Source organism: Halomonas sp. B23F22_20 (assembly GCF_043496985.1).
Taxonomy (GTDB): domain Bacteria; phylum Pseudomonadota; class Gammaproteobacteria; order Pseudomonadales; family Halomonadaceae; genus Halomonas.
In genome coordinates, this window is record NZ_JBIEKH010000018.1 from 72,512 (window position 1) to 85,827 (window position 13,316).

At 66.9% G+C, this 13,316-nt stretch carries 13 protein-coding genes and 1 tRNA gene; 12 read left to right on the plus strand and 2 right to left on the minus strand.

Annotation, left to right across the window (positions count from 1 at the left end; all coding sequences use genetic code 11):
• The first annotated feature begins 40 nt into the window (after nt 1–40).
• Nucleotides 41–382: a YbjQ family protein gene (locus ACGTN6_RS15405; RefSeq protein ID WP_394593173.1), complete on the plus strand. Its 342-nt coding sequence runs from the start codon at nt 41–43 to the stop codon at nt 380–382.
• Between the two features lie 73 nt (nt 383–455).
• Here the strand turns inward: ACGTN6_RS15405 and ACGTN6_RS15410 are convergent.
• A tRNA-Pro gene (locus tag ACGTN6_RS15410) sits at nt 456–532 on the minus strand.
• A gap of 84 nt (nt 533–616) precedes the next feature.
• Complete coding sequence (gene ispB, locus ACGTN6_RS15415; protein ID WP_394593175.1) at nt 617–1,624, minus strand: octaprenyl diphosphate synthase; 1,008 nt, start codon at nt 1,622–1,624, stop codon at nt 617–619.
• A gap of 303 nt (nt 1,625–1,927) precedes the next feature.
• On the opposite strand from ispB, the gene rplU reads away from it, so the two are divergent.
• The 11 genes from rplU (at nt 1,928) to ispH (ending at nt 13,291) form a co-directional block, all read left to right on the plus strand.
• A complete protein-coding gene (rplU, locus tag ACGTN6_RS15420; RefSeq protein ID WP_394593178.1) occupies nt 1,928–2,239 on the plus strand; it encodes a 50S ribosomal protein L21 in 312 nt (103 codons plus the stop codon).
• 34 nt (nt 2,240–2,273) lie between these two features.
• Nucleotides 2,274–2,531 carry a 50S ribosomal protein L27 gene (gene rpmA, locus ACGTN6_RS15425; protein ID WP_075879593.1) on the plus strand — a complete coding sequence of 86 codons (258 nt, stop codon included), beginning with the start codon at nt 2,274–2,276 and terminating at the stop codon, nt 2,529–2,531.
• Between the two features lie 85 nt (nt 2,532–2,616).
• A complete protein-coding gene (gene cgtA / locus ACGTN6_RS15430) occupies nt 2,617–3,804 on the plus strand; it encodes an Obg family GTPase CgtA (protein WP_394593182.1) in 1,188 nt (395 codons plus the stop codon).
• Between the two features lie 70 nt (nt 3,805–3,874).
• Complete coding sequence (gene proB / locus ACGTN6_RS15435) at nt 3,875–5,014, plus strand: glutamate 5-kinase (RefSeq protein WP_394593186.1); 1,140 nt, start codon at nt 3,875–3,877, stop codon at nt 5,012–5,014.
• Nucleotides 5,015–5,235: 221 nt separating this feature from the next.
• Complete coding sequence (gene rpsT / locus ACGTN6_RS15440; protein ID WP_035592830.1) at nt 5,236–5,502, plus strand: 30S ribosomal protein S20; 267 nt, start codon at nt 5,236–5,238, stop codon at nt 5,500–5,502.
• 119 nt (nt 5,503–5,621) lie between these two features.
• On the plus strand, nt 5,622–7,208 hold the full coding sequence (murJ, locus tag ACGTN6_RS15445; RefSeq protein ID WP_394593190.1) for a murein biosynthesis integral membrane protein MurJ: 1,587 nt from the start codon (nt 5,622–5,624) through the stop codon (nt 7,206–7,208).
• A gap of 97 nt (nt 7,209–7,305) precedes the next feature.
• The gene (ribF, locus tag ACGTN6_RS15450) at nt 7,306–8,328 is read left to right on the plus strand and encodes a bifunctional riboflavin kinase/FAD synthetase (RefSeq protein ID WP_394593192.1); all 1,023 of its coding nucleotides are present in this window, start codon (nt 7,306–7,308) and stop codon (nt 8,326–8,328) included.
• A 10-nt stretch (nt 8,329–8,338) separates the two neighbouring features.
• Complete coding sequence (ileS, locus tag ACGTN6_RS15455) at nt 8,339–11,173, plus strand: isoleucine--tRNA ligase (RefSeq protein WP_394593194.1); 2,835 nt, start codon at nt 8,339–8,341, stop codon at nt 11,171–11,173.
• 10 nt (nt 11,174–11,183) lie between these two features.
• On the plus strand, nt 11,184–11,708 hold the full coding sequence (gene lspA, locus ACGTN6_RS15460; protein ID WP_394593196.1) for a signal peptidase II: 525 nt from the start codon (nt 11,184–11,186) through the stop codon (nt 11,706–11,708).
• Between the two features lie 66 nt (nt 11,709–11,774).
• Complete coding sequence (gene fkpB / locus ACGTN6_RS15465) at nt 11,775–12,230, plus strand: FKBP-type peptidyl-prolyl cis-trans isomerase (RefSeq protein WP_394593198.1); 456 nt, start codon at nt 11,775–11,777, stop codon at nt 12,228–12,230.
• Nucleotides 12,231–12,337: 107 nt separating this feature from the next.
• Nucleotides 12,338–13,291: a 4-hydroxy-3-methylbut-2-enyl diphosphate reductase gene (gene ispH / locus ACGTN6_RS15470; RefSeq protein WP_394593201.1), complete on the plus strand. Its 954-nt coding sequence runs from the start codon at nt 12,338–12,340 to the stop codon at nt 13,289–13,291.
• Nucleotides 13,292–13,316: the final 25 nt, after the last annotated feature.

The window sequence follows — 13,316 nt, forward strand, 5'->3', positions numbered from 1 at the left end:
ATGCGCCGGCCGACGCCATCGCCGACCAGAGGGAACGTCCATGTCCGACCGCCTGCTTTTGACCACCTCCTCGCACCTCGAGGGCTACCGCGTCACCGAGCATCTCGACATCGTCTCGGCCGAATGCGTGTTCGGCATGAACGTGTTCAAGGACATGTTTTCGGGGCTGCGCGACTTCTTCGGCGGCCGCAACAAGTCTTCCCAGGACGCCCTGCGCGATGCCCGCATCGCCTGCCTTGACGAGCTGCGCCGCGAGGCGGAGGCACTCGGTGCCAACGCGGTGATTGGCGTCGACCTCGACTACAGCGAGATTTCCGGCGGCGGCAAGTCGATGCTGTTTCTGGTGGCCACTGGGACGGCGGTGAAGGTGACGCGAGGGTGAAGGAAGGGGCTGAGTCACCAACCAAAAACGGCCACCGCTCTATGAGCTAAGTGGCCGTTTTTACGGAATTCTGTGGTCGGAGTAGCAGGATTCGAACCTACGACCTCTGCCTCCCGAAGGCAGCGCTCTACCAAGCTGAGCTATACTCCGATGTCGTCGTCTGTGCGGCGACGGATGGGCATTATACGTAATCGAACGTCGGACGCAAGCCCCTCGGCCCATCCAGTGCTGAAATCAGTTGCGACGCTCCACCGCCAGGCGGGCCAGTGCGGCCATGCTGTCGCGGTACTGTGATTCGGGGAGGGCATCCAACTGGGCCAGGGCCTTGGCGGACATCTCCTCGGCCTTGGCGCGGGTGTACTCCAGCGCACCTGTCTCGTCGACGATAGCCAGCACTTCGTCGAGGCGTTCCAGGCCGCCCTGGCGAATGGCCTGGCGAATGGCCTTGGCCTGCTCGGGGGTGCCGGCGGCCATGGCCTGGATCAGCGGCAGGGTCGGCTTGCCCTCGGCCAGATCGTCGCCGACGTTCTTGCCCATGGCCTCGGCGTCGCCCTGGTAGTCGAGCAGGTCGTCGACCAGCTGGAAGGCCAGGCCCAGGTAGCGGCCGTAGTCGCGCAGGGCGGCCTCCTGCTCCGGGGTGGCGTCGGCGAGGATGGCGCCGCTGTGGGAGGCCGCCTCGAACAGCATGGCGGTCTTGCCCTGGATGGTCTCGAAGTAGGCGGCCTCGTCCACGTCGGGGTTGCCGACGTTGGTGAGCTGCTGGACCTCGCCTTCGGCGATGGTGCAGGTGGCGGCGGACAGTACTTCCATGATCCGCATGGAGCCCACGTCGACCATCATCTGAAAGGAGCGCGAATAGAGGAAGTCGCCGACCAGCACCGAGGGGGCATTGCCCCAGGCGTCGTTGGCCGTGGCCTTGCCGCGCCGCATGTGAGACTCGTCGACCACGTCGTCGTGGAGCAGGGTCGAGGTGTGCATGAACTCGATCAGGGTGGCCAGGGTGACGTGGCGCTCGCCTTCGTAGCCCAGTGAGCGAGCGGCCAGCAGCACCAGCAACGGCCGCAGGCGCTTGCCACCGCTTTCGATGATGTATTGCCCGATGGTCTCCACCAGTGGCACCCGCGAGGCCAACTGCGCCAGGATGGTGCGGTTGACGGCGGCGAAGTCCTCGGCGACGACGGCGTGGATGGGCGAATTCGGAACGGCGTTGTCGAGCTGTGGCGACGAAGGGTTGGCTGGCATGAAGGTGGCATCGGCGAAGTGGTGGGGGCGGCATGCGGCATCCGGTTCTCGATGCCCTGGCCGGCCTGGGATTGTCGGCCATGCTATGGGGCCCCCCTTGGGGCGTCAAGGCACGCGCGGCCCGTGATACAGCGCTCGCCCAAAGTAGGGCGATGAGGCGTGTGGGCCGGTTGTAGTTCCCGGCGCGCGCGGTTATAATCCGCGGCCCACTCATCTCGCTCCCTGTCAGATGGTTGCCGGAAGGGGCGCCACTCGAAGCAGGTCGATGAAGAGCCAACCCCGATGAGTACCGGAGAGACAAGCATGTACGCAGTTATCAAGAGCGGTGGCAAGCAGTACCGCGTTCAGGAAGGCCAGACTCTCAAGCTCGAGAAGCTGGAAGTGCCGACCGGCGACAGCATCGAGTTCGATGAAGTCCTGCTGGTAGGCAGCGACGACGACGTCAAGGTCGGCGCTCCGACCGTCGACGGTGCCAAGGTATCCGCCGAAGTCGTCGCCCATGGCCGCGGCGAGAAGGTGCGGATCATCAAGTTCCGTCGCCGCAAGCACAGCATGAAGCGTCAGGGCCACCGTCAGTGGTTCACCGAAGTCAAGATCACCGGGATCTCCGCGTAAGCGACAGTTCCCCTGAACGAGCGAGGTATTTGCAATGGCTCATAAGAAGGCAGCGGGCTCCACGCGTAACGGCCGCGATTCCGAATCCAAGCGCCTCGGCGTGAAGCTGTTCGGCGGTCAGGCAGTGACCCCGGGCAACATCATCGTCCGTCAGCGCGGCACCAAGTTCCACGCCGGCACCGGTGTGGGCATCGGCAAGGACCACACCCTGTTCGCCCTGGACGAAGGCGTGGTCAAGTTCGAGACCAAGGGTCCGAAGAATCGCAAGTTCGTGAGCATCGTCTCCGCCTGAGACCGCCCGAACCTGTAGCGAGAAGGCCCCGCCATGGCGGGGCCTTCTTGTATCATGGCGGTATGCACCGCCGGGAGAATGACAGATGCAGTTCGTCGACGAAGCCTCGATCATCGTGGAGGCCGGCAAGGGCGGCAACGGTTGCCTGAGCTTCCGCCGCGAGAAGTACGTGCCCAAGGGTGGCCCCGACGGGGGCGATGGGGGGCATGGTGGCAGCGTCCACCTGATCGGTGACGATGCCCTCAACACCCTCATCGACTTCAAGTACCAGCGCTTCTACAAGGCCCAGAACGGTCAGCCCGGGCAGGGTCGGCAGATGAGCGGGCGCGCCGGCGAAGACCTGCACGTCAAGGTTCCGGTGGGGACCACGGTGATCGACGAGGACACCCTGGAGGTGATCGCCGACGTCACCGAGATCGGTCAGGTGGTGACGGTGGCCCAGGGCGGTCGTCGCGGGCTCGGTAACATCCACTTCAAGTCGTCCACCAATCGTGCGCCGCGGCGTACCACGCCGGGCACCGAGGGCGAGCGGCGCAACCTGCGCCTGGAGATGAAGGTGATGGCCGACGTCGGCCTGCTGGGGCTGCCCAATGCCGGCAAGTCGACGCTGATCCGCTCGGTGTCCGCGGCCAAGCCCAAGGTGGCCAACTATCCCTTTACCACCCTGGTGCCGAACCTCGGCGTAGTGAAGCTCGGCCAGCATGAGCACTTCGTGATGGCCGACATCCCCGGGCTGATCGAAGGCGCCTCGGACGGCGCGGGCCTGGGGCTGCGCTTTCTCAAGCACCTGACTCGCACCCGGCTGCTGTTCCACGTGGTCGACGTGGCGCCCTTCGACGAGTCCGATCCGGTGGCGTCCGCCGAGGCCATCGCCCACGAGCTCGGCGAGTTCTCGCCGACCCTGGCCGAGCTGCCGCGCTGGCTGGTGCTCAACAAGCTCGACCTGCTGCCGGCCGAGGAGCGCGAGGCGGTGGCCGACGAGATCGTGCGCCGCCTGGGCTGGGGGGGGCCGGTTTTCCGCGTCTCGGCGATCAGCGGCGACGGCACCGATGCGCTGGTGCAGGCCGCCCATCGCTGGATCACCGAGCAGCGCCGGCTGGAGCACGAGGATGAGGAGGTTGCCGAGCACGAGCGCGAGATGCGCCGGCGCATGGAGGACGAGGCCGTTGCCCGTACCGAGGCGCGGCTGGGCCGCAAGCGCAGGCGTGATGACGAGGATGACGACGACTTCGACGACGATGATTATGATGTCGAGGTCGAATACGCCCCCTGACGGGAGAGGAACTGGCGGCGCTCGCGCGGTTCGCGAGCACTGATCTGCAAAGGCTCGAGCCGAGGAACGGATGGAGAGTAACGAGCAGGTGCCCGGCCGCGAGGCCCTGAAAGGCATGCGGCGGGTGGTGGTGAAGATCGGCAGTGCCCTGCTGACCAACGATGGTCGCGGTCTCGATGAGGCCTCCATCGGGGGCTGGGTCGATCAGATCGCCGCTTTACACAGGCGCGGCATCGAAGTGGTGCTGGTCTCGTCCGGCGCGGTGGCCGCGGGCATGGTGCGCCTGGGTTGGCAGGCCAGGCCCTCGGCCGTGCATGCCTTGCAGGCCGCTGCCGCGGTAGGGCAGAACGGCCTCACCGAGTGCTACGAGGGGCACTTCGCGCGCCACGGACTGACCACCGCCCAGGTGCTGCTGACCCACGACGATCTGTCCAATCGCAAGCGCTATCTCAACGCCCGCTCGGCGCTGCGGACCCTGGTCGACCTGCGAGTGGTGCCGGTGGTCAACGAGAACGATACCGTCGTGACCGACGAGATCCGCTTCGGCGACAACGACACCCTGGGTGCCCTGGTGGCCAATCTGCTCGAGGCCGATGCCTTGGTCATCCTTACCGACCAGGAGGGGCTGTTCGACGCCGACCCTCGCCATGACGCAAGCGCCCGTCTGATCGCCGAGGGCCGGGCCGATGATCCGCGCTTGGCAGCAGTGGCCGGCGGCGGCGGTGCCCTGGGGCGCGGCGGCATGACCACCAAGGTGCGTGCCGCTCGCCTGGCGGCCCGCTCGGGCGCGATCACCGTGATCGCCAGCGGACGTCAGCCCGAGGTGCTCACTCGGCTGGTCGACGGCGAGCGTCTGGGGACTCTACTTACGCCCGAGCGGGCCCCTATTGCGGCGCGCAAGCGCTGGCTGGCCGGTCAGCTCCAGGTGCGCGGCACCCTGACCCTCGACGCGGGGGCGGTGAAGGTGCTGCGCGGCAGCGGCTCCAGTCTGCTGCCGGTGGGCGTCAAGGCGCTGTCCGGCGATTTCGTGCGCGGCGATATGGTGCTGTGCGTCGACGAGGCCGGACAGCGGGTCGCCAAGGGGTTGGTCAACTACGGTGCCGATGAGGCGAGGCGCCTGCTCGGCCAACCGAGCCACCGCATCGAAGCGATCCTCGGCTACATGGAAGCGCCGGAGCTTATTCACCGCGACAATCTGGTGGTGCTCTGAGTCAGGCGTGGCGGGGTGTTCAGCCTTGACAAGGCTGGCAGGCGGTGCCGCCATATGATAGGATGCGCCATCCTCTCAGACACGGCCCGTAGCGACTGCGCCGCAATGCGCGGTCGGCCAGATGGCCAAGCCGATGGGGAATCCTGGATTTCCCTGTTGGATCAAAACGTTATCAAAACCGCCCCAGCAGGCGGTGACAACTTTCTCCAAGGAGACAGTCAGTGGCTAACAGCAAGCAAGCCCGCAAGCGCGCCCGTCAGGCAGAAGGCCGTCGTGTTCTGAAGGCGAGCCAGCGCAGCATGGTTCGCACCTACGTCAAGAACGTCATCAAGGCCATCAATGGCGGCGACCACGCCCAAGCCATGGATGCCTTCAAGGCGGCCCAGCCGGTCATCGACCGCATCGCCGACAAGGACGTGCTGTCCAAGAAGAAGGCCGCACGTCTCAAGAGCCGCCTGAACAAGCGTATCAAGGCCCTGGCCGCGTAAGCACGCCGGACGCCTCTGGTGGCCCGCGGATGCGGGCATGCCAACGAAAAACCGGCTCCGGCCGGTTTTTTTGTGTCCGATGCTTTCCGGTATGACTTTGCCCGGCAAGGGAGCGCCACGTGACCGATACCAATCCTCAGCCCGCCACCGATTCCCCTCCGGCGCCCAAGGGCGGTGGGCTGCTGCGCTCGGGGCTGGTGGTCAGCGCCATGACCATGCTCTCCCGGGTGCTGGGCCTGGCTCGCGACGTGGTGATCGCTGCACTGTTTGGTGCGGGGCAGGGCGCGGATGCTTTTTTCGTTGCCTTCAAGGTGCCCAACTTCCTGCGCCGGCTGTTCGCCGAGGGGGCTTTCAACCAGGCCTTCGTGCCGGTGCTCTCGGAGTATGCGACGCAGCGGACCCGCGAGGAGGTGCGCGAGCTGCTCGATGCGGTGGCCGGCAGCCTCGCCGCCGTGCTGCTGCTGCTGACGGCGCTGGCCATGCTGGCCGCCCCTTGGCTGGTGTGGGTGTTCGCCCCGGGCTTCGGCCGCGACCCGGCCAAGCTGGCGCTCACCGCCGACATGCTGCGGCTGACGTTTCCCTACCTGCTGCTGATCTCGCTGACCGCCTTCGCCGGCAGCGTGCTCAATACCTGGAACCGCTTCGCCGTGCCGGCCTTTACCCCGGTACTGCTCAACCTGGCGTTGATCGGCGCCGCGCTCGGCCTGACGCCGCTGGTCAGCGAGCCGGCCCTGGCACTGGCCTGGGGCGTGCTGATTGCCGGCGCCGCCCAGTTGCTCTTCCAGGTGCCCTTCCTGGCGCGCCTGGGCCTGATGCCCAAACCGTGGCCACGCTTCGCCCATGAGGGCGTGCGACGCATCCTCAAACTGATGGCGCCGGCGCTGTTCGGGGTATCGGTGTCCCAGGTCAACCTGCTGCTGGACACGGTGCTGGCCTCGTTACTGGCCGCCGGTAGCGTCTCCTGGCTGTACTATTCCGATCGTCTGGTGGAGCTGCCGCTAGGGGTGTTCGGCATCGCCATCGGCACGGTGATCCTGCCGGCGCTCTCCAAACGCCATGCCGAGCAGTCCGGCGAGCATTTCGCCCGCATGCTCGATTGGGCGATCCGCGCCGTACTGCTGCTCGGTCTGCCGGCGGCGCTGGCGCTGGCGGTGCTCGCCGAACCGCTGCTGATCACGCTGTTCCACTACGGCGCGATGACCGATCACGATATCGTCATGGCCGCCATGAGTCTCAGGGCCTATGCGCTTGGCCTGGTGGCCTTCATGCTGATCAAGGTACTGGCGCCGGGTTTCTTCGCTCGCCAGGACACCAAGACACCGGTCAAGGTAGGGATCGTGGCGATGGTCGCCAACATGGTGCTCAACCTGATCCTGATCTGGCCGCTGGCCCACGCCGGCCTGGCGCTGGCTACGGCGCTCTCGGCCTTCCTCAACGCCGGCCTGCTGGGGTATCTGCTGCGCCGCCAGGGGGTGCTGCACTTCCAGCCGGGCTGGGGCCGTTATGCCGTGCAGCTACTCGGCGGTTGCACGCTGATGGGGGTGGGCCTGGTCTGGCTGACCCCGGAGTGGCACGCCTGGCTCGACTGGTCGCTGGCGATGCGTGTCGGTTGGCTGGCGGGGCTGGTAGTGGCCGGGGCGTCGATCTATTTCGCCTGGCTGGCGGTCCTCGGGGTGCGGCCGCGCCACTTCCGGATGAACAGCTGATGGCCATGCCGCACGCCGATGACCAAGCCGCGCCGGCTGTCAAGGGGCCGCCGGTTCGTTATAATCGTTGCCTTTCATTCACAGCGCGAAGACGCCCATGCAAGTGATACGAGGACTGCACAACCTGCGCGATGAGCACCGGGGCTGCGTGGCAACCATCGGCAACTTCGATGGCGTGCACCGCGGTCATCAGGCGATCCTCGATCAGCTGCGCGAGCGGGCCCGGGCGCTGGGCCTGCCGGTCACGGTGGTGGTCTTCGAGCCCCAACCGCGTGAGTTCTTCGCCGGTGATCAGGCGCCGCCGCGTCTGACGCGGCTGCGTGACAAGGTCGATCTGCTGGCCGCCCACGGTGCCGACAGGGTGCTCTGCCTGCCGTTCAATGAGACGCTGCGCTCCCTGACCGCGCGCGCCTTCATCGAGCGGGTGCTGGTCGACGGCCTCGGCGTGCGCCACCTGGTGGTGGGCGACGACTTCCGCTTCGGCTGCGATCGCCGCGGTGACTTCGCGCTGCTGGAAATGGTCGGCGGCGAGCAGGGCTTCGGCGTGGAGCACACGCGTACCTTCCTGCTCGACGGCGAGCGGGTCTCCAGCTCCCGGGTGCGCACCCTGCTGGCCTGCGGGAATTTTGCCCAGGCCGCTCGCCTGCTGGGCCGGCCCTATCGGTTCGGCGGCCGGGTGGTGCGCGACCGCCAGCTCGGCCGAACCATTGGCGTGCCTACCGCCAACTTGCCGCAGCCGGCCAGCTCGCTGGCCCTGCAGGGCGTCTATGCAGTGATCGCCGAGCTGCCTAACGGCCAGTGCCTCGAGGGCGTGGCCAATGTCGGCTGGCGCCCCACTGTCGGCAGCCATCGGCCGGTGCTCGAAGTGCATCTGTTCGATTTCGACGGCGACCTCTACGGCCAGACACTGAGCGTGGTGCCCTGCGCCAAGCTGCGCGGCGAGATGAAATTCGACGGCCTGGACGCCCTCAAGACGCAGATCGGTCTCGACCAGGCGCGCGCCCGGCGTTTCTTCGCCGCGGCGGACGACCCTCTTCCTCTGGCATCGGCGCCTTTGGCGCGCGAGGCCGTGACTTTCGATTCCTCGGCGGGCCGGCCCGCCGACCACGACGACGGCTGACCCCCAGGATATGAGCGACTATAAGCACACTCTGAATCTGCCAGAAACCGACTTCCCGATGCGCGGCATGCTGCCCAAGCGCGAGCCCGCCCGGGTGGCCCAGTGGCAGGAACTGGACCTCTACCATCGCCTGCGCACGGAGCGCCAGGGCAGGGAACTCTTCGTGCTCCACGACGGCCCTCCCTACGCCAACGGCAGCATTCACCTGGGGCATGCGCTCAACAAGATCCTCAAGGACATCATCGTCAAGTCGAAGAACCTGGCCGGCTTCGACGCACCCTACGTGCCCGGTTGGGACTGTCACGGCCTGCCCATCGAGCACAAAGTCGAGACCACCCACGGCAAGCACCTCGAGCCCGAACAGGCTCGTGCGCTGTGCCGCGAGTATGCCGCCGAGCAGATCGAGGATCAGCGTCAGGGCTTCATCCGCCTGGGCGTGATCGGCGACTGGGACAACCCCTACCGCTCCATGGACTTCGCCAACGAGGCCGGCGAGATCCGTGCCCTGGCCGAGATGGTCGAGGGCGGCTACGTGTTCAAGGGGCTGAAGCCGGTCAACTGGTGCTTCGACTGTGGCTCGGCGCTGGCCGAGGCCGAGGTGGAGTACGCCGACAAGCAGTCGGATGCCATCGACGTGGCCTTCCCCTGCGCCCAGGACGACAAGCTGGCCGCAGCCTTCGGCCTTGAGGCGCTGGACAAGCCGGCCGCGGTGGTGATCTGGACCACTACCCCCTGGACCATTCCCGCCAACCAGGCGCTCAACGTCCATCCCGAGTTCACCTACGCGCTGGTCGATACCGGGGAGCGCCTGCTGCTGCTGGCCGAGGAACTGGTGGAGTCCTGCCTCGAGCGCTTCGAGCTGGAGGGCGATATCATCGCCACTGCCACCGGCGAGCGTCTGGAGCTGATCGAGTTCGATCATCCCTTCTACGAGCGCCGCGCGCCGATCTACCTGGCCGACTATGTGGCCATCGACGAGGGCAGCACCGGCATCGTCCATTCGGCCCCGGTGCACGGCGTGGACGACTTCGAGTCCTGCCGCCGCTACGGCATGGACTTCAGTGACTTCATCAGCGTGGTCAAGGGCGACGGCGTCTACGTCGACGACCTGCCGTTCTTCGGCGGCCAGCTGATCTGGAAGGCCAACCCGCATATCGTCGCCAAGCTCAGCGATGTCGGCGCGCTGATGGCCCACAGGACCATCAAGCACAGCTACATGCACTGCTGGCGCCACAAGACGCCGGTGATCTATCGGGCCACCGCCCAGTGGTTCGTGGGCATGGACGTGGTCGGCAAGGACGGCCGCAGCCTGCGCGAGCGGGCGCTGGAGGGCATCGAGTCCACCGCCTTCACCCCGGCCTGGGGCAAGGCGCGCCTGCATGCGATGATCGCCAACCGCCCGGACTGGTGCATCTCGCGCCAGCGCAACTGGGGCGTGCCGATCCCGTTCTTCCTGCACAAGGCCACCGGCGAGCTGCACCCGCGCACCGTCGAACTGATGGAAGAGGTTGCCGGCCGCGTCGAACGCGAGGGCATCGACGCCTGGTTCCGCCTCGACCCCGCCGAGCTGCTGGGCGCGGAGGCCGCCGACTACGACAAGGTCACCGACACCCTGGACGTGTGGTTCGACTCCGGTACCACGCATCGCCACGTGCTGCGCGGCTCGCACCCCCACGGCCACACCGAGGGGCCGATCGCCGATCTTTACCTGGAAGGCTCGGACCAGCACCGCGGCTGGTTCCACTCCTCGCTGCTGACCGGTGCCGCCATCGACGGCCACGCGCCCTACAGGCAGCTGCTGACCCACGGCTTCACCGTGGACGAGAAGGGCCGCAAGCAGTCCAAGTCGCTGGGCAACGTGGTGGCGCCCCAGGCGGTGATGGACAAGCTCGGTGCCGACATCCTGCGCCTGTGGGTCGCCTCCACCGACTACTCCGGCGAGATGGCGGTCTCCGACGAGATCTTGAAGCGCACCGCCGACGTCTATCGGCGGATCCGCAACACCTCGCGCTTCCTGCTGGCCAACCTCAACGGCTTCGAGTCCGAGCGCGATGGCCTGGCCTTCCACGAGATGCTGGCCCTGGACCAGTGGGTAGTGGACCGCGCCGCCCAGCTGCAGGCACGCATCCAGAAGGCCTATGAGGAGTACCGCTTCCTTGACGTCTACCAGCAGGTGCATGGCTTCTGCGCCCGCGAGCTCGGCGGCTTCTATCTGGACGTGATCAAGGATCGCCAGTACACCACCCAGGCCGACTCGGTGGCCCGGCGCAGCGCCCAGACCGCGCTCTATCACGTCGTCCAGGCGCTGGTGCGCTGGGTCGCGCCGATTCTCAGCTTCACCGCCGAGGAGATCTACGAGCACATCCCCGGCAAGCGCGGCGAGAGCGTGCTGCTCGAGGAGTACTACACCGGGCTCGACACCCTGGCCGACGATGCCGAGATGGGCCGCGAGTTCTGGGAGCGTGTGCTGGAGATCAAGCAGGCCGTCAACAAGTGCCTGGAAGACGCCCGCAACGCCAAGACCATCAAGGGCAGCCTGGCCGCCGAGGTCACCCTCTACGTCGACGACGCCCTGCGGGCGACCCTCGACAAGCTGGGCGACGAGCTGCGCTTCGTGATGTTGACCAGTGAGGTGACGCTCAAGCCGCTGGCCCAGGGCGAGGGTGCCGAGGCCACCGAGCTCGAGGGCCTCAAGGTCGCGGTGGCGGCCAGCGAGCATGCCAAGTGCGAGCGCTGCTGGCACCATCGCGAGGACGTAGGGTCCCACGAGGGCCATGAGGACCTCTGCGGCCGCTGCGTAAGCAATCTGCCGGACGGCCCCGGCGAGACTCGTCACTATGCGTGAGGTGGGCAGCATGCCCGATATCCACAAGGGCGCCCAGGCGGCGCCCATGCACAAGCCGCTGCGCTGGCTATGGCTCGCCGTGGTCTGGATCGTCCTGGACCTCGGCACCAAGGCCCTGGCTTCCGGGATGCTCGACTATGCTCGGCCGGTCGAAGTGCTGCCGTTCTTCAACCTGACGCTGCTGCACAATACCGGCGCGGCCTTCAGCTTCCTGGCCGAACATCCGGGCTGGCAGCGCTGGCTGTTCGCCGCCATCGCGGTGGCGGCGAGCATCGGCCTGACGGTGTGGATGCGTCGCCTGCGGGCCGGCGAGACCCTGCTGGCGGTGTCACTGGCGTTGATCATCGGTGGGGCGCTGGGCAACCTTTACGACCGCCTAGTGCACGGCTATGTGGTGGATTTCCTCTCCTTCCACGCCGCCGGCTGGTACTACCCGGCCTTCAACGTCGCGGACATCGGCATCACCCTGGGCGCCATCGGGCTGATCTGGGAGTCGACCGTGGGCGAGCGCCGCCGGGCCCGGCGGCGGTCCTGAGGAACCCGATGCGTGTTCAGCCCTCCAAGGCGGCATGCGACCTTCACGACAGCTTCGAGAGAACCCATGAGCGAATCACAAGGCCTGCGCATCGGCGAGGGCATGGAAGTCACCCTCCATTTCACCCTCAAGCTGGAGGACGGCACCCAGGTGGATTCCACCCGCGACAAGGCGCCGGCGACCTTCCAGGTCGGCGACGGCAACCTGCCACCGGGCTTCGAGCAGCCGCTCAAGGGCATGGGCGCCGGCGAGTCTGGTAGCTTCGAGATCGCCCCCGAGCATGGCTTCGGCCAGCACAACCCCCAGAACATCCAGGTGCTCAAGCGCGAGGATTTCGAGTCCGACGAGCCCGAGGTGGGCATGGTGATGTCCTTCGCCGACCCGGCCGGCGGCGAGCTGCCCGGCGTGATCAAGAGCATCGACGACGAACGGGTGGAAGTGGACTTCAATCATCCCCTGGCGGGGCGTACCCTGACCTTCGAGGTCGAGGTGCTGGACGTGAAGCCGGCTACCACCCACTGAGCGAGGCGTGGCTGCCGGGGTGTCGTGGGAGCGCAGCTTGCTGCGCGATAGCGGCATTCCTCGACCCATCCATTGCAACGATGCCCAGCATCAAGGCAAGGCAAATCATGCAAATCAAGCTGGCCAATCCCCGCGGCTTCTGCGCCGGCGTCGACCGGGCCATCGAGATCGTCAACCGGGCCCTCGATGTCTTCGATCCGCCCATCTACGTGCGCCATGAAGTCGTGCACAACCGCTTCGTGGTCGACAGCCTGCGCGAGCGCGGGGCGGTGTTCGTCGAGGAGCTCGATGAGGTGCCCGACGACGTGATCGTCATCTTTTCTGCCCATGGCGTTTCCCGCGCCGTGCAGGAGGAGGCCGAGCGGCGAGGGCTCAAGGTCTTCGATGCCACCTGTCCGCTGGTGACCAAGGTGCATATGGAAGTGCTGCGCTATGCGCGGCGCGGCCAAGAGTGCATCCTGATCGGCCATGAAGGCCACCCCGAGGTGGAGGGCACCATGGGGCGCTACGACACCTCCCACGGCGGGCGCATCTACCTGGTCGAGGACGAGGACGATGTGGCCAATCTCGAGGTCCAGGACCCGAGCCAGCTGGCCTTCGTCACCCAGACCACGCTCTCCATGGATGATACCGCCCGGGTGATCGACGCCCTGCGCGACAAGTTCCCGGAGATCCAGGGGCCGCGCAAGGACGATATCTGCTATGCGACCCAGAATCGCCAGGACGCGGTGCGAGAGCTGGCCGCGGGCTGTGATCTGTTGCTGGTGGTGGGTAGCACCAACAGCTCCAACTCCAACCGCCTGCGCGAACTGTCCGAGCGGGTCGGCACCACGGCCTATCTGATCGACAACGCCGAGCAGATCGACTCCGCCTGGCTCGAAGGCGTGAACGCCGTCGGTGTGACCGCCGGTGCCAGCGCTCCCGAGGTGCTGGTGCAGGGCGTGATCGAGCGACTGCAGGCCCTGGGGGCCGAGGTGCCCGAGGAGCTAGCCGGCCGCGAGGAGACCATCACCTTCTCCATGCCGCGCGAACTGCGCGAGCGGGTGATCGCCAGCGACTGATTGCTTCGCCAGCTGGCCCTCCTTG